Consider the following 16,219-nt stretch of genomic DNA (forward strand, 5'->3'; position numbering starts at 1 on the left):
GTAGCAGGATTGAACGGAACGGGCGACTATGTTGGCTCGGTGGATGTGTCAAACGAGCGAACGAGCACGCACACCTTTTCGCTTACGCATAATGTAATCGGTTGCGACCGGCCGATCCACTTTTACACGAATTGTCATCATCGCTTGGTTAGCAGACTCGAGGAGGTGACCGTCCACATCCTCCATCGTATCAATGACTTGTGAAAAACGAACAAATCCGGGTCCGAAAAATTCAACCTCTTCACCGATTGAAAAGTGATTCCGCTGTTCGAGCGTTGCCATACCCGTCACAGGGTCGTATGAGATGACACGAGCCGCAAACGCAAATTGCGGAATCGAACGAGGTTTCCCGAACAATTGCTCTTTTTCAGTCGGGATCCCGTAATAGAACCCGGTCGCGAGTTCACGTTGGGCCGCTTTCCAAATTTCTTCTTCCCATGCAGGGTCGAAGACGAAATGCTCTGGATCTTCACAGTACGCATCAATCACTTGACGATAGACGTTACACACCGTCGCGACGTAATGAATCGATTTCATTCGTCCCTCTATCTTCAAACTATCGACTCCTGCCTCCACCAAGTCAGGAATGTGGCGGACCATCGATAAATCAACTGAACTCATCGAGAACGGCTCTTCGTCACGCGCTTCCATCTCTTCTGTTAGAAGATCACCTTCTTCAAAGAAACCATATTTCCAGCGGCATGATTGGGCACATCCCCCACGGTTGGCATCTCGTAATGTCATGTGATTTGATAACGTGCATCGACCGGAATACGAGATACACATCGCCCCATGGACGAACGTCTCAATTTCGACATCGACTTCCTGTTTCATTTTAATGATTTCATCCATCGATACCTCACGAGCCAAGACGATTCGTTCGAGTCCTTCTTCCTTCCAGAAACGAAGGGTCTCGTAGTTTGTCGCCGAAGCTTGGGTCGACAAATGGACGGGCAACCCTTCTGCTTCCGTAAGACAAGTTTCAATCATCGCTGGATCCGAGACGATGACTGCATCGATTCCGATATCTCGAAGTGTTCGGAAGAAGTCACCTGCCCCCTCGATATCGCCTTCATGCGTCACCATGTTCGCAGCGACGTATACTTTCGCGCCGTACGCATGTGCGAAGGCTACCCCCTCACGCATCTCGTCATAACTGAAATTACCGGCACGTGAACGTAACCCGAACTGCTGTCCGCCGATATAGACCGCATCGGCACCATAATGGATGGCCATCTTTAATTTCTCTAAGTTTCCTGCTGGCGCTAATAATTCTGGACGTCGTTTCATCTTGATCCCTCACTTAATCTCTTCTGGTTTTCGCAACCACAGTCCCGTACCGAGACGGAACGTTTCCGGTTGAAGCTCGTGAAGACGATGTTCCATCTCTACACGATCAAATCGACCGTTCAACAAATTCGTCCGGGCATAAGTAAACAACTGAACGATTTCAACAAACTGGTCCCCGGCGTGCCATCCGTCTAGCTTCCACGTGTGAAGTCCATTTTTGACTAACGTCGGAAGCTGACCCATGAGCGTCAAATCCTCAGAGAAAATATGGGTGCCGTTCTCGTCCTCATAGATGGGATAACGACTGGTCGTATCTGCCGGTTCGCTCATATAAAATTCGCGTTGTTTTGCTTCTTCAACCGGTCTTCCGAGTTCATTAAAGTAATTCGTCACGAGTGGGCGTTTAGAGTGATGGATGCATGTCGGACCATATACTTGCACTTCAACAGGAAGTCCGATTTGCTGCTGGATCAAGACGAGTTCTTCGATTGTCACTTCGCGGGCGACGACCGCTCCAATCGCTTCGCGTTTCCCCCAAAATTGGATCTGTTTGGCGGATGTGACGAGCGTTTGGGCATCATACCAATACGGAATCTTGGCCTGTCGAATCAAGCGAATGGCGCCGGGGTCTCCAGCGGTGACATCATCGACTCCTATCGTTTTCAGCGTTTGCAAATAATCTTTTAACTCTTCAATGTGGTCATTGTGCATCAGGTTGTTGACGGCTACCGTCACTTCTTTCCCATACTGATGGGCAAGTTGTGTGACTTCTCTCACAGCATCGATTGTCCAGTCACCTTTTTGTCTCAACCCAAACCTTGAATTTCCGATATATAGTCGGTCCGCGCCGGCTTTGATTAACGCTTCTGCCTGATCAACGCTTTGCGCCGTAGTGACGAGCTGAATCATCATATTTGTTCTACTCCCTACTTTGTGAGTCTAATCACATTTTCTTGCTATACTTTAGCATATGTTTCAATGTGCGAACGGAGCAGGATTTTAACAACTCGTGAAGAATTCAGTAACAATGTATGACTTTTCATCAAAGGAGTGGATCATGTTGTCAAAGACAGCTTTAATCACCGGCGCCTCGATGGGCATCGGTCTAGACTTGGCCGTACTCGCCGCTCGCGACGGCTACGACTGTATTTTAGTATCTCGGAACGAACCACGATTGCATGAACTAAAAAAAGTACTTGAGACACGTTATCGCATCAACGTACATGTCTTTGCTCTAGATTTGGCAAAACATGGCGCAGCAGTCCGATTGACGACGATGATTGCCGAAGCTGGCCTCACTGTCGACTTTTTAATTAACAATGCCGGGTTTGGCACGTCCGGCGCGTTCGCCGACCTTGATGCTGAGACGGAAGCCGACGAGGTCCGATTGAACGTCAATACGTTGACCGAACTGACGAAAGCCTATTTGCCTGGCATGCTCGAACGTGACCACGGATATGTGTTGAACGTTGCATCTGTCGCTGCCTTCCAACCTGGTCCATATATGGCCGTCTATTACGCGACGAAAGCCTATGTCCTCTCATTCACTGAAGCGATTCATGCCGAGGTGAAAGGTAGTGGCGTGCATGTGAGTGTGTTATGCCCTGGCCCGACGGATACGAACTTCTTTAATCGTGCCGGGAGTGAATTGTCATTCTCGAAAATGCCATCTCATCTCGTCGCCTTCTTCGGATACAAAGGGGTGATGAATAACAAGCGTGTGGTCATCCCTGGATTCTCTAATCAGTTATTGGTCGGGGTCGCCAAATTGATGCCACGAGCTCTCAGTCTCGAAGTATTACGTCGCGTCCAAAAACCGGCTGATGGAACACCTGCTGAATCGACTACATGAAAAAGGAGCGACCGCATCGGGTCGCTCCTTTTATGGTTCAGAGTGTAAGCGAGAGACGTTCACAAGCCGGTGTAGAAATACACCTGCCGGAATCATAGTCATCAGCGCTGTAGCGATGACGACTCCCCACGCCATGACGGCATCGAGCGTCAGGTCTCCTGACGTGAGCTGGTCCATGATGCTCAGTTGTTCCACGGAAAGCACAATCATGAGTGCTGGCCACACGCTCGCCGCAAGGATGCTGATCATGGCAAAACGGGCTCTCGTGTAACGTTTTGCCAATAGAATCAGGTTTAACAAGATAAACAATAGTCCTACGAGTAGAAACATGCCGACTTCTGTGAGATTGATATATGCACCCATCCGTCGTTCACCTCACTCAAAATGATATGACTATTGTATGTTTACCCGAGCTGACGAAGGAATATGCGCTCGAACAAGGGACGGATTAAAAAGAGGAAAACGACATTCGATAGCCCATGTGCCAAGTCAAACGGGACGCTGAGTAGAAGTAGCTTCCAAAAATCAGCTCCAATCACTTCGAAGAACGCTAGATTGGTCGTCCATCCATATATAAATCCGGACAAAAAACCAAACAGAAGAAAAAGGATGTTCGACTTCATCCATAACGGTCTAAAACTGCTGACGAGCGTTACGATAAGGAGCCAGCCTAAAAATTGATAGAAGACGAACGGTCCGATCCCGAGCAACAGACCTGACAAGATGGGTACGAAGAGCGCAAGGACCGCCGCAGCATTCAATCCAATACATAGTGCCGTCAGCATCAAAATGGCTGTCGTCGGTTGTACGTTCGGAATCGTCATGAAAAGCCAGCGACCGATGACTGCGAGTGCCAAGAGCTGCACGAGCGGTTGAACCGGGAGATCGGATTTCTCAAATCGATACATGACCAGGATGGCAATCAGAATGGCGAGGACGTATGTGACCATAGCGTACTCCGTTCTTGAAAGAGTGACCGTTCTCCTTGAAAGACCACGCGACCACTCGCAAGGTAAATCACGTCCGTCGCTTGGTCGACTAACGCCAAATCATGTGTCGCACAAAGCACACGTGCTGATTCGGACTTTTTCAAGAGCGCTTCAAGGAACGCCGTACGTTCCCCATTCGTTAAATCCACCGTCGGTTCATCGAGCAAAAGGACGCTTGCCGAGTCGCTCAGGACGGCTTGTAGTTGAGCGATCCTCCGGTTCGATTCTTGCGGAAACGGACCGTATTCCGTTTCGGCAGGAAGATAAGCAGCTCGCTCCCCCCGCTTCACCCGTCCACGAAGAGGGCGTCTGCTCCTTGCTAAAAGTTCGAGCAACGTCGATTTTCCACTTCCGTTCGTCCCAATACAGACGGTGAGGCCAGGTTCATTCATTTGGACCGTCACTTCTTCAATGGCATAAGTCGCCTGAAGCGGATGACGATAGGATACATCGGTCGCTTCAATTCTTGGTATCGTCTCCGATTGTCGGAAAGTGATTTTCATGTCTTCAGACGATTCTTGCGCCCGTTCCGTATAACCAATCCGAACACCGAGACCGGAAGTACGACGAAGTAGCATCTCTAGATGTTCTCTACGGAATTGATCGAGGTGGCGGAACGGTTCGATAAGTACAATTGCTTCGGGCTGATCTAATAGAGCATAAGCGACTTGTACAATCTGTTGCTCACCGCTTGAACAGGCGTCAAACGCTTTTGGATACAGTGCATCAATTTGTAAGAGTGAGGCGAGTTCCGCCCCCCGAAGCGAATCAACACGGGATAATAAATGACCAACTTTTCCTGAGAATGGTTGATTCATTCTGATGACTCGAGGACGATACCGCTCGATATATGCCTCGAGCGACCCGTCAACGGTAGAAAGCCATTGCATCACGAACACCTCCTTTTGTGACGTATGGATAGATGAGCCATGGGATGATGGTCCACTCGAGTGATACGTAGCCAATCAAGCCAATCATAAAGAGTTGGAGAACATCCTCAAATCGGAAGCGACGCATCGGCTCGACCGCAAATCGTGGCTCATGCCTTTGGCTATTAATGCCAATCTCGATTGCTTCTTGCCACGCTTTTTTAGGGTGACTTCTGAGCGACTGACGTACCGCTCGTTCCATCGAAGGAATAAGTGCCCACGCCCCATACAAGAGGGAAGTTGAACGGGGCCATTTATAGAGAAGTGGGAGCAAGCGTTCCAATCGAACAATCCGAGAAATCCACAGCATGCCAAGTAAGAAAGTAGCCAACTTCAATAGCTGACGCCATATGTAAGTGAGCGATAACTCCCATCCGAACAATGCAGGGAAGACCGAGACGACAGCAAACGCAATCAATACGATGAGCATCGTCCATGGAAACCGACGTTCAAGCATGAGCAAAAGGACAAGGCCGATGACAAATACTGTGACATCATGGATATACGTCAAAATGAATAGATGACTAAATAGAAAGAAAAGGAGCGTGACAGGATGTCGCCGCTCCCAATCTGCCTCATTCGAAGAAAGCAATCGCATCTTCTTCAAACCGCCACTGAATGACATCCGTCGATTCTACTTCTTTAGCACCGGCCCCTTCATCTCCGGGCGCGCCATTAAAAGCAAATACCCAGCCTGACGATTGTCCTTCTGATTTTTCTTCGATGCCTTCGATTGCCGTCACGTACGACATGTCTCCGCTTCCTGTCACTTCGAGGTCAAGCCCTGTCGCTTTCAATGCGTCGAGCACGGTCGCATCCTCTTCCAAACAGACGCTCTTCTCTTGATAGAGCGTCTCTTCCGTCGCCGCATTGTATACGGAAATGGTCGGACTTACATCGCACGCCTCTTGTTGGGCTTCTTCTCCGCCACATCCGACAAGAAGTGCGGTCGTTAATAGGGAAATACTCAAATACGGTTTGATCATTCTGTCAAATCCTCTCGTTGATGTATCGAATAATTATATAGTATCGCAAAACGTTCGCCTGAACTTCGTCCTTCCCGTGTCAGTCCGACGAGTTGGATGCTGTTTGCGAGGACTGGTTCGCGCTGGAGCCAGAACTTGACCAGTTCATTGTCCCGATTAATCATGAGCATCGATTCGTTTTCGAACGTGTACATGTCATACAGCCCATCATAGGAAAGTTGTAACACTGGGGCAGAAACGACGTCAGTATACTCATCCCATGAAGGACCTCGTAACGTCGACAGCATGTGGTCGAATTCGACAAGCTTTTCAAAAAAGGCCTGTCCAGATTCTTTACGCAGTTCATCGACTTGTTCATACGAAAGTTGTCCTGAGCCATATGTCACACGGATCTGTTGGAAGGATTCGGCTCGCTCCACCATGAGTAAATACTCAATGGATTGAACGTTCCCTTCCCGGTCGATCTGTAATTTCCCGCGATCTAATTTAATCGATTCACTATTGATTCGTTGTAACAATTTTTCGGTCATGTCATCAAACGATTCATCCGTGACCGAGACGGCACCGATTTGTTGCGACTCGGAACGAAAGCCGGACTGGTCGAACAACGGGACAAAAAGCAAGACGAGAAAAAAGAAGAACCCTAACAGTGCTCCATACCATTTATACCGGCTGTTCTGTTTCGGAAAGAACAAAAATGACAACAGAAAGCCAATCGGAATGTGAAACCCGCCGATAGGAAAAGACACGATTCCAAGTAGGGAATAAAATAAGAACTTTGGAAAGAAGTTCGCTTCCGGCTCTTTCAATTGATTTAATCGAATCCCTAATAGAACGCTAATCACTAAAAAGGCTGCCCATACATAGAGTTGAATGGTCACATCAATCCCCCACTGTATATTCTAAAAAGTCCGTCGCAACGAGACTCGATGGAAATTCCGACACGACTTCTTGAACAAATTCTTCCTCTCGCCCGACATAGCGCGCTGAGATGTGTGTCACAATCAGCTTGCCGACGGCACACGCATTCGCTAGCGCGGTCGCTTCACGTGTCGTCGAGTGACCATACTTCCGAGCGAGCGCTTGTTCCGCCTCCATAAACGTTGCCTCGTGAACGAGGAGGTCCGCTCCATCCGCCAACTTCCGCGCGTTCTCACAAGGGATTGTATCTCCTAAAATCGCTACGATTTTTCCCGGAATCGGTTCAGTGACGTATTCTTTAGAGTCATACCATTTTCCTTCAAATTCAAATCGGTCTGATTCTTTGATGGTTCGATAAATCGGTCCACTTGGAATACCGAGTTCTCTTACAAGATTGACGCGTAGCATGCCCGGTTTTTCTGGACCATCGATTCGGAAACCGAATGAAGGGAACCGATGCTCTAATTTTCGCACAGTGACGAGATGGTCGTCTTGTATGAATGTGTCCCCGTCCGAGTACTCGATCACGGTCAGCTCGTATCCTAGATGTGAGCCTGTGACACGCAAAGTAGCTTCAAGCCATTTTTTCAATCCTTTTGGCCCATAGACGGTCAAGGGGGCGGTTCCATCGAGTGCCGAACGAGTCGATAAGAATCCGGGCAATCCGAAGACATGGTCACCATGAAGATGCGTCACCCATACCGCTGTCACTTTTCTCGGTTTGATTTTCGTATAGAGCATTTGGTGTTGCGTGCCCTCGCCACAATCAATCAGCCAGGTCACGTTCGATAAATCGAGAGCTAGCCCCGATACGTTGCGCTGTTTCGAAGGCATCCCCGACCCAGTTCCTAAAAACTGTAACTTCATAAATATTTAATTCCTTTCTTCAAGCCGTTCCATGCTATACTTGACGTAATCGCTGAAAAGGATGTGATTTGTGATGACCAAGGCAGAACAACCCGAATCGATTTATGAGACGATTCGAGAACGCGCAGCTTTGATGAATCGCTTGCACCAACAGGAACAAGGCACCTCTATCCGCATTCACGACATAGCGATCGAACTTCATTGCACAGACGAGTTGATTTTAGAATCACTGGAGTTCGCAGCATAACGAGTACGAACACATACGAAGAGCCGACGAATGGTCGGCTCTTTTTTATTGCTTAGGTGATGCGACTTCTTCGACGATCGTCACGACATACTCGACGAGTTTGTATAACTCTTCAAGTGGCATGCGTTCGTTCGTCGTATGAATCTCTTCATAGCCGACCGCCAAGTTGACTGTCGGGATTCCTCCACCGGCGATGACGTTCGCATCCGAACCGCCTCCTGAGTGTAAGATTCGAGTCGGACGTCCGATTGTCTGAGCCGCACGTTTCGCCACCTCAACGACTTCGTCCCCTTCCTCAAACTTGAATCCAGGATACATGATGTCGATGTCCACTTCGGCACGACCACCGAACGACTCAGCGACCTCGATGTAGGCTTGTTTCATCGTTTCTGCCTGTTTCTCCATCTTCTCATGGATGAGCGAACGGGCCTCAGCAAGAACTTCGACATAGTCACACACGATGTTTGTCGCGCGACCCCCTTCGAAACGTCCGATGTTGGCTGTCGTCTCTTCATCGATACGACCGAGCGGCATCTTCGCGATGGCTTTCGCTGCGATTTGAATCGCCGAGATTCCTTTTTCCGGTGCGACACCAGCATGAGCCGTCTTCCCATAAATCTTCGCGTTCACTTTTGCTTGTGTCGGAGCGGCGACAATGATGTCTCCAACTGGTCCATCCGAATCAAGGGCAAAACCGAACTTTGCATCGATTTTCGATAAATCCAATACTTTCGCACCGACGAGACCTGATTCTTCCCCGACCGTGATCACGAACTGGATTTGACCGTGTGGAATTTGCTTTTCTTTCAATACTCGCACGAGTTCGATCATCGCCGTGAGGCCCGTCTTGTCGTCTGCCCCGAGAATCGTCGTACCATCCGTGACGACATATCCGTCTTTGATGCTCGTCTTGATTCCTTTACCTGGAGTGACCGTATCCATGTGAGCCGTAAAGTAAATCGGATCAACATTTTCTTTCGTTGCAGGCAACGTGATGATCAAGTTGTTACCAGAGTGTGCCGTCTTCGTTGATGCGTCGTCCTCATAGACGTCGCAGCCAAGCTCTGTGAATACACCTTTCAAATGTTCACAGATGACCGCTTCTTCCTTCGTTTCTGAATCGATGCCGACCAATCCTAAAAATGTGTCGAGCACGCGTGTCTCGTTTACCATAAACAACATCCCTCCATCCAAACATTTCTTGACCATTATATCAAACTCCCCTGGATTGCACGAATCTTTTCCATTCTGTACAATGATGGCAAACACGTATATGGAGGCAGACCATGAAGAAAAAACAGAAAAGACGACAACGCATCATTCAAATCGGCGTCGTCGTCATCGTCTCAATCTTTTTAATCAGCACGTTTCTCTCGAGCATGACCATGTTCTTTTAAGAGCAAGATGTATCGCTCTTTCAAGATCAAGTAACTTTTTACATCAGATAAAATATTCAATAAGGATGAGCGTACCTCGAATTCCTCACGCGTCGTGGGGAGAGGTACGTTTTTTCGATAATGCTCAATCATCTCTTCAAGCTCCTGTAGAAAGACGGAGGCATCGGCCTGCTCGTTCACATGATCCCCGACTCGACGTAAGAACGTCGCGACCGGTCTCGCTTCATTGACGACCATCGTGATTTCTCTGGCGTTATCCGCGACTCGTTTGAGAATATCATACTGTCGTTCACGCATTCGGAAGTATAGATAGTCCATGTCCTCGTTTCGCTTTCCGATTGAGTTCCCCATACGGCGAAGAGCCAAATCTTTCCCCTCTTTCAGATAGTCCCGCGTCTTGATGAGCATCATCGAGTGATTGTTATAGACGCCCGTCTCGACACATGCCGCCACGTCATAATACAGAACAGCAAGCGAACGGTCGATATTCTCTTTAATCCGTTCAATCTCACGGTCAAGCGTCGGCATATACATGTTGACGACGAGCCCGACACCGACACCGATTGCAATGAGCAATAGCTCATTGATAAATAACTCGAGTGAAAACTGTGCTTCGGTGTAGAGGTGGGTCAAGATGACGACACTCGTAATGAGCCCGTCTTGCAGTTTCAATTGTTGTACGAGTGGAATGAAAATGACAAAATAAAGTGTGAGCGTCACCGGTGAATAGCCGAGTAGCGTGAACATCGCCGCACCCATTCCGATGGCGAGAAGACTTGCCATGACTCGTTCATAGGAGGCGCGAATCGATTTTTTACGCGTCTCTTGAATACTTAAAATGGCGATAATGGCTGCAAATACAAAATAATCGAGATGAATTGTTTCGGAAATGAGCATCGCGATACCTGCTGCGACCGCGGTCTTTAACGTCCGCGTTCCAATTTTCATACTAATTTCCCCCTTCTCCATCAAATTGTTGACTAAATCAACTCGTTTGGCAATTCAAAAGTTTGGAAGTGATTTGATTGAAACGAAAGAAAAGACTTAAGGTTTGGCCGATGATTGCGACACTTAGTCTCGCCATCGCAGCCTTTTTATGGATTCAATCTTCCAGTGAAGACACCTATACCGTCGAAACGGTGACGAATGGCGACCGTGTCACGAGGTCGTTCGAATCTCTCGCAGAAGCAAAACGATACATGACGGCCGGTAAGAACCGGACATTGTTCTCCCCCTCTGGAGAAGTACTCGATTTTACAGGTACCGGAGTCGTCGTCACTCCGAGTGATGCTATCACAAACTTATATAAAGATGCATCATTTAAAACACGACAATCCTATGTCGCTGGTGGCACGAGACTTCAACTAATTGAACGAGGAGACGATCATCTTAAAGTACGTATCTCCGGGGCGGATGTGTATGTCAAACCGGATCAAATGGCGTTATTTCCTGAAGCAGTTGTGAAGAGACGTGGATTTTACGAGATTCGAGAAGGTGACGTCTACCATACGGTGGAAGCGAACGCCAATCTCGCCGGTACGTTCCTTGTAGGTCCGACAGAAAAAAACTCGGATGACCGTTTTTACACAGAACGTGTCCAAGACGTCTTCGATTCTCCTTATCAATTTGCATCGATTCGCACGTCGTCCCCATATTCGGCTGACGAGTTTGATCAATATTTAATATCCATCGATTCACCACTCGCTGGGGAAGGCAAGTCTTTTAAACGGGCAGAAGATACGTATAACATCAATGCCTTATTCCTGCTGGCGGTTGCCGGGCATGAATCCCGATTTGGAACGTCCGATATCGCTCGAGACAAGCGGAACCTATTTGGGTTCCGCGCGACAGATGACGACCCGAGCGGGAATGCGACATCCTTTAAAACAATTGACGCCAGCGTACAAGCTGCTGCTGAATTGTTTGCGACTAAATATGTCACAGGGCCATACGCTCGTGGCGATTATCCCGGGAACAAGCAGGAAGGCATCAATATCTTCTATGCATCCGATCCATACTGGGGCGAGAAAGTTGCTGGTACAATGTACACGATTGACCGTGAACTCGGTTTGAAGTACTTGAAAAAAATTCAATGAAAAGCAGCCCGGCTCATACGAGTCGGGCTGCTTGACGTCTGTATACGTTTCAGGACAAAGGAATGATTCAATATGAATCAACATCTTATTGAAGGATTTTCACATCACAAGACGAATAGTATAAATGAACAACCATTCATTTTTGAGGGGGAATTAAGATGAAAACGATTTGGATTACCGGGGGATCGTCCGGCATGGGGAAAGCGATGGCATTAAAATTTAAACAGGAAGGATGGAACGTCGCTATCAGCGGTCGAAACGAGGAACGACTACTAGAAGCGATGAACGATTTGAATTCAATCGATGCAGGTCAGGCGATGAGTGTGCAACATGACGTTCGTGACTATGAAGGATGCGCGAAAGCACTGGCTGACATCGTATCCGCTTATGGACCTGTACACGCACTCGTCAACAATGCTGCCGGAAATTTTGTGTGTCCGACTCTTGATTTATCTCCTAATGGTTGGGCAAGTGTCATCGACATCGTCTTGAACGGGACATTCAACTGCACCCATGTTCTCGGGAAACATTGGGAAGCAGATGAAATCCGTGGCGGCTCCATCATCAACATGGTCGCTTCCTATGCGTGGCAGGCAGGTCCTGGTGTCGCACCGAGTGCGGCAGCGAAAGCAGGGGTCTTGAACTTGACGCGAACACTCGCGGTTGAATGGGGCTATCAATTCGGCGCGCGGGTCAATGCCATCAGTCCTGGACCGATTGAACGGACAGGCGGCGCTGAAAAGCTCGTATCCCATGTAAAAGAAGTAGAGCGTATTCGCCGTAACGTCCCACTTGGACGTTTTGGGACACCGGAAGAGATCGCGGACCTCGCTTACTGGATGGCATCAGACGACATGCGCTATTTAAACGGGGATTGCATCTCTCTTGACGGTGGTCATTGGTTGAACAAGCATCCATTCTAATCAAAAGGACGACCGAATATACTCGGTCGTCCTTTTATATGTCCACCCCATCCCATTCTTCATGAAACTGTTCTAGGAACTGCTGCATGAAAGCATGACGTGACATCGCTAGTTGTTTTGCTTTTGCGGTATGCATCATCGATGCCAGCTTCAACAGCTTGTCATGAAAATGTTGAATGGCACTCTCTTCCGACAAATCAAGCGGAGTTTTGCGAGAACCCGCGAACTGGAACGTTCGCGCAATCCCGATGGCCCCCATCGCATCAAGACGGTCGGCGTCTTGCAAGATTTCGCTTTCCCGGGTCGTTGGGGTCTTGCCTTTTGAGAAGGAGACCTCATCAATCACCGCCATCACCAAGTCCACTTGCTCTTCAGTGATGTCAATTGAGGACAGATGCTGTTTGACGAGCCCTTTTGGACGACCGAGCTTATGGTCTTCGACATCATGTAAATAAGCGGCTAGCAGAAGTCCCGTTCGATCGACCGGTTCATTTTCCATCAAGCGCTCTACGAGTCGAACGACCCGCTCGATGTGGGCAATATCATGACCCGTCTGATCATTTGCATGAATTGTTTCGACGAACTTTCTCGTCGCTTGTATCACGTCCACACTCAAATCTCGATCGTCGTATTCGGTTCAATCAAGAGACCTCGACGGTGCAATTGGTCACAAAATGCCTGAGCATCTTGTTTAATCGGCGGGAACGTATCAAAGTGAATCGGAACGACACGTTTCGCTTGTAGCCATTGTGCCGCATCTAATGCGTCTGTCGGTCCCATCGTGAAGTTGTCTCCGATCGGAAGGAAAGCGACATCGATTTCAAAACGTTCTCCGTACATCTTCATATCTGAGAAGAGACTCGTGTCTCCAGCGTGGTAGACCGTCAACTCATTCGTCTCAATGATGAAGCCAGCCGGCATCCCCATGTAGACCGGCGTGTCTCCCATGTCAAAGCTCGAACTGTGAAACGCTTGCGTCATCGTGACACGCCCGAACGGAAAGGCATGACCTCCCCCGATATTCATCCCATGGACGGAGAATCCTTTTTTCTCGTAATACGTCGCGAGCTCATGCGTCGCAACAATCGTCGCGCCAGATGCTTTCGCAATCAATTCGACATCCTCAATGTGATCGAAATGAGCATGTGTGAGCAACAAATAGTCTGGGCGTAGCGTGGATGGATCCACGTCTGTATGCGGGTTGCTCGTCAAAAACGGATCAATCAACACATTTACACCATCAATTTCAAACCCTACCGTCGCATGTCCGTAGTACGTGATGTTCATTTGCTTTCATCCTTCCCATGTGAAATCAGATTACAACACTTTCTCCAAGAAACGTTTCGCTCGGTCTGTTTGCGGGTTTAATAACAGGTCAGCCGGCTTACCTTCTTCCATCAGGATGCCTTCGTCGAGGAAGAGGACACGGTCTGCCACTTCACGGGCAAAGCCCATCTCGTGTGTGACGACGACCATCGTCATTCCCGTTTCGGCCAATCCTTTCATAACATCAAGTACTTCATTGACCATCTCCGGGTCAAGTGCAGATGTCGGTTCATCGAATAACATGACGTTCGGTTCCATCGCCAAGGCACGCGCGATGGCGACACGCTGTTTTTGTCCACCCGAGAGTTGGCTCGGATAGGCATCGATTTTTTCAGAAAGGCCGACACGTTCCAGTAATTTCTTCGCACGTTCCAGCGCTTCCGCCTTGCTGACTTTTAAGACGTTGATTGGTGCATACGTCAAATTGTCCAATACGCTCATATGAGGGAACAAGTTGAACTGTTGGAATACCATTCCGATGTTTTGACGCGCCTTCGCGACGTTCGCCCCTTTTTTCGTGAGCTCGAATCCGTCGACACTGACCGTACCGCTCGTTGGAATCTCAAGCATGTTTAAACAGCGTAGAAATGTCGATTTACCAGACCCGGACGGTCCGATGACAGCAACCACTTCACCACGCTCGATCGTCGTCGTGATTCCTTTTAGCACTTCTAAGTCACCAAATTGTTTGTGTAGGTCTTTTACTTCGATCATCTTCCATCACTCTTTCTTAACCGTTTTTCTAGACGTTGTCCAAGATACGTCAAGATCATCACTATCGTAAAGTATATCACACCGGCGAATAGAAGCGGTTCGAAGTAGATTGCCTTCTGCCCACCGACGATTTGCGCACGACGCATGATATCAAGCACCCCGACCGTCGAGACGAGGGCAGACTCTTTCGTTAACGTGATCATCTCGTTCACAAGAGCAGGCAAGATGTTCTTGAACGCCTGTGGCAAGATGATGGAACGTAACTGTTTGACATACGGGACGCCAAGAGCATCCGAAGCCTCCCACTGTCCTTTATCTACTGCTTGGATACCCGCTCGAATAATCTCTGAAATATACGCCCCCGAGTTGAGCGAGAAGGCGATGACCGCTGACTGGTACGGTGTCGTGATATATCCCGTCAGTTGCGGCAATCCGAAGTGGATGATGGCGAGTTGCAAAATGAGTGGCGTCCCACGGAACACCGCCGTATAAGCATGCCCGATAAAGTTAATCAGACGATTCGGGACAATTTTTAATGTAGCGACAACAATCCCAAGTGAGATTCCGATCAATGCCGAGACGATGACCACTTGGAACATGACTGGAATCCCTTCAAGTATGTACGGGATCGAATCATAAATCCGGCTAAAATCCATAGTAAGTTCCTCCTAAAAAAGGCTGACCGATTCATCTTCAGTCAGCCTCGTACGATTCATTATTCGGCTGGTGCAGCCTCTTCTTCAAACCATTTCTGTGCTAACTCTTCGATTTCTCCACTGTCGATCATCTTTTTCAACTCTTCGTTGAATTGATCGCGGAGTTCATCATCTTTACGGAAGGCAGCAGCAGAACCCGCTTCTTCTTCGTCCACGATCTCAAATGTCGTCAATTCACTGTCTTGCTCGAGGTATTTTTTCGCGACCGTATCTTCGATGACCATTGCGTCAATACGTCCTGTCTTAATTTCTTGAATGATCTCAGGAATCTTGTTCAACGAGACGATTTCAGCATCTGCGATTTGATCCTTTGCGATTCCTTCTTGAATCGAACCGAGTTGGACACCAATCTTTTTGCCTTTCAAATCTTCAAGTGATTGAAGTGAATCATCTTTTGACAAGATCAAGTTCACTGCTGTGAAATAAATATCTGAGAAATCGGCATTTTCTTTACGCTCTTCTGTCGGAGTCATCCCCGCCATGACGAAGTCGACTCGACCTGCATTGAGGGCCCCAAGTAAGCTTCCGAAATCCATATCTTCAATTTTCAATTCATATCCCATGTTCTCTGCCACTTTTTTGGCGATATCGATATCAAATCCGACAATCTCGTCGCCATTCGCTGTATCGACGAACTCATATGGGAAGTAATCGGCACTCGTACCCATGACGATGACTTTGTCATCCTCACCATCGGTCGATGTCGATCCTCCTTCGTTCACGTCTGCCCCACATGCGACTGAGAACGCGGCCAGTCCTGCTAAACATAATGCTAGAAAACCTTTTTTCATCTTCATCTCCCTTTCGTAGTTGAATGATAATTATCAGAACTTTAACAAAATTATGACATATGTGTGAACGTAGCTCAACTGTTCTATGACACATCAGTTGTCCGACTTGTGTCTTCAACCACTATATACACATAATTATTACTTGTAAAGTATATTCATGCAATTCATACAAAAA

At 48.1% G+C, this 16,219-nt stretch carries 20 protein-coding genes; 4 read left to right on the forward strand and 16 right to left on the reverse strand.

Annotated elements, in window-relative coordinates; all coding sequences use genetic code 11:
* Positions 1-48: 48 nt before the first annotated feature.
* Together Q9R25_RS05005 and Q9R25_RS05010 are read right to left on the reverse strand one after the other, a co-directional pair.
* On the reverse strand, positions 49-1,290 hold the full coding sequence (locus tag Q9R25_RS05005; protein WP_196430838.1) for a peptidase U32 family protein: 1,242 nt from the start codon (positions 1,288-1,290) through the stop codon (positions 49-51).
* Positions 1,291-1,299: 9 nt separating this feature from the next.
* On the reverse strand, positions 1,300-2,196 hold the full coding sequence (locus tag Q9R25_RS05010) for a peptidase U32 family protein (RefSeq protein WP_311283113.1): 897 nt from the start codon (positions 2,194-2,196) through the stop codon (positions 1,300-1,302).
* A 151-nt stretch (positions 2,197-2,347) separates the two neighbouring features.
* On the opposite strand from Q9R25_RS05010, the gene Q9R25_RS05015 reads away from it, so the two are divergent.
* Complete coding sequence (locus tag Q9R25_RS05015) at positions 2,348-3,142, forward strand: SDR family NAD(P)-dependent oxidoreductase (protein WP_311282877.1); 795 nt, start codon at positions 2,348-2,350, stop codon at positions 3,140-3,142.
* Between the two features lie 30 nt (positions 3,143-3,172).
* Here the strand turns inward: Q9R25_RS05015 and Q9R25_RS05020 are convergent, their stop codons facing one another.
* From Q9R25_RS05020 to rnz, 7 genes are read right to left on the reverse strand one after another with little or no spacing between them, the layout of a single operon-like run.
* Entirely contained in the window at positions 3,173-3,505 is a 333-nt protein-coding gene (locus tag Q9R25_RS05020) for a hypothetical protein (RefSeq protein ID WP_196430840.1), read from the reverse strand.
* Between the two features lie 41 nt (positions 3,506-3,546).
* Positions 3,547-4,092, reverse strand: coding sequence for a hypothetical protein (locus Q9R25_RS05025; protein ID WP_311282878.1), 546 nt, complete (start codon positions 4,090-4,092; stop codon positions 3,547-3,549).
* Entirely contained in the window at positions 4,065-5,021 is a 957-nt protein-coding gene (locus tag Q9R25_RS05030) for an ATP-binding cassette domain-containing protein (RefSeq protein ID WP_311282879.1), read from the reverse strand. The genes Q9R25_RS05025 and Q9R25_RS05030 overlap by 28 nt, the downstream gene beginning before the upstream one ends.
* Entirely contained in the window at positions 4,999-5,685 is a 687-nt protein-coding gene (locus tag Q9R25_RS05035; protein WP_251131807.1) for a hypothetical protein, read from the reverse strand. Before Q9R25_RS05035 ends, Q9R25_RS05030 begins: the two co-directional genes overlap by 23 nt.
* Positions 5,636-6,046: a DUF4430 domain-containing protein gene (locus Q9R25_RS05040; protein WP_031423381.1), complete on the reverse strand. Its 411-nt coding sequence runs from the start codon at positions 6,044-6,046 to the stop codon at positions 5,636-5,638. Before Q9R25_RS05040 ends, Q9R25_RS05035 begins: the two co-directional genes overlap by 50 nt.
* Positions 6,043-6,927: a hypothetical protein gene (locus Q9R25_RS05045; RefSeq protein ID WP_012726538.1), complete on the reverse strand. Its 885-nt coding sequence runs from the start codon at positions 6,925-6,927 to the stop codon at positions 6,043-6,045. Before Q9R25_RS05045 ends, Q9R25_RS05040 begins: the two co-directional genes overlap by 4 nt.
* Before the next feature lies 1 nt (position 6,928).
* Positions 6,929-7,834 (reverse strand): ribonuclease Z, encoded by a 906-nt coding sequence (gene rnz / locus Q9R25_RS05050; RefSeq protein ID WP_214690784.1) that lies wholly within the window; start codon positions 7,832-7,834, stop codon positions 6,929-6,931.
* A 73-nt stretch (positions 7,835-7,907) separates the two neighbouring features.
* Between rnz and Q9R25_RS05055 the strand changes: the two genes are divergently transcribed.
* Complete coding sequence (locus tag Q9R25_RS05055; RefSeq protein WP_012726540.1) at positions 7,908-8,081, forward strand: hypothetical protein; 174 nt, start codon at positions 7,908-7,910, stop codon at positions 8,079-8,081.
* Positions 8,082-8,126: 45 nt separating this feature from the next.
* On the opposite strand, the gene Q9R25_RS05060 is transcribed toward Q9R25_RS05055, so the two are convergent.
* Positions 8,127-9,254 (reverse strand): M20/M25/M40 family metallo-hydrolase, encoded by a 1,128-nt coding sequence (locus Q9R25_RS05060; RefSeq protein WP_012726541.1) that lies wholly within the window; start codon positions 9,252-9,254, stop codon positions 8,127-8,129.
* A gap of 182 nt (positions 9,255-9,436) precedes the next feature.
* On the reverse strand, positions 9,437-10,426 hold the full coding sequence (locus tag Q9R25_RS05065) for an aromatic acid exporter family protein (RefSeq protein WP_311282880.1): 990 nt from the start codon (positions 10,424-10,426) through the stop codon (positions 9,437-9,439).
* Positions 10,427-10,503: 77 nt separating this feature from the next.
* Here Q9R25_RS05065 and Q9R25_RS05070 point away from each other — a divergent pair, with 77 nt between their 5' ends.
* Positions 10,504-11,574: an N-acetylglucosaminidase gene (locus Q9R25_RS05070; RefSeq protein WP_311282881.1), complete on the forward strand. Its 1,071-nt coding sequence runs from the start codon at positions 10,504-10,506 to the stop codon at positions 11,572-11,574.
* Positions 11,575-11,732: 158 nt separating this feature from the next.
* On the forward strand, positions 11,733-12,497 hold the full coding sequence (fadH, locus tag Q9R25_RS05075) for a 2,4-dienoyl-CoA reductase (RefSeq protein ID WP_214690782.1): 765 nt from the start codon (positions 11,733-11,735) through the stop codon (positions 12,495-12,497).
* 34 nt (positions 12,498-12,531) lie between these two features.
* Here fadH and Q9R25_RS05080 read toward each other — a convergent pair whose 3' ends face one another.
* From Q9R25_RS05080 to Q9R25_RS05100, 5 genes are read right to left on the reverse strand one after another with little or no spacing between them, the layout of a single operon-like run.
* Positions 12,532-13,107, reverse strand: coding sequence for an HD domain-containing protein (locus Q9R25_RS05080; protein ID WP_214690781.1), 576 nt, complete (start codon positions 13,105-13,107; stop codon positions 12,532-12,534).
* A 2-nt stretch (positions 13,108-13,109) separates the two neighbouring features.
* Positions 13,110-13,784 (reverse strand): metal-dependent hydrolase, encoded by a 675-nt coding sequence (locus tag Q9R25_RS05085; protein WP_012726546.1) that lies wholly within the window; start codon positions 13,782-13,784, stop codon positions 13,110-13,112.
* Between the two features lie 30 nt (positions 13,785-13,814).
* Positions 13,815-14,537, reverse strand: a complete 723-nt coding sequence (locus tag Q9R25_RS05090; RefSeq protein WP_031423364.1) for an amino acid ABC transporter ATP-binding protein — start codon at positions 14,535-14,537, stop codon at positions 13,815-13,817.
* Positions 14,534-15,193 carry an amino acid ABC transporter permease gene (locus Q9R25_RS05095; protein WP_012726548.1) on the reverse strand — a complete coding sequence of 220 codons (660 nt, stop codon included), beginning with the start codon at positions 15,191-15,193 and terminating at the stop codon, positions 14,534-14,536. The genes Q9R25_RS05090 and Q9R25_RS05095 overlap by 4 nt, the downstream gene beginning before the upstream one ends.
* 59 nt (positions 15,194-15,252) lie before the next feature.
* Positions 15,253-16,044 carry a transporter substrate-binding domain-containing protein gene (locus Q9R25_RS05100; protein WP_031423361.1) on the reverse strand — a complete coding sequence of 264 codons (792 nt, stop codon included), beginning with the start codon at positions 16,042-16,044 and terminating at the stop codon, positions 15,253-15,255.
* Between the last annotated feature and the right edge of the window lie 175 nt (positions 16,045-16,219).

The organism is Exiguobacterium sp. BG5(2022) (assembly GCF_031844365.1).
GTDB classification, from domain to species: Bacteria; Bacillota; Bacilli; order Exiguobacteriales; family Exiguobacteriaceae; genus Exiguobacterium; species Exiguobacterium profundum.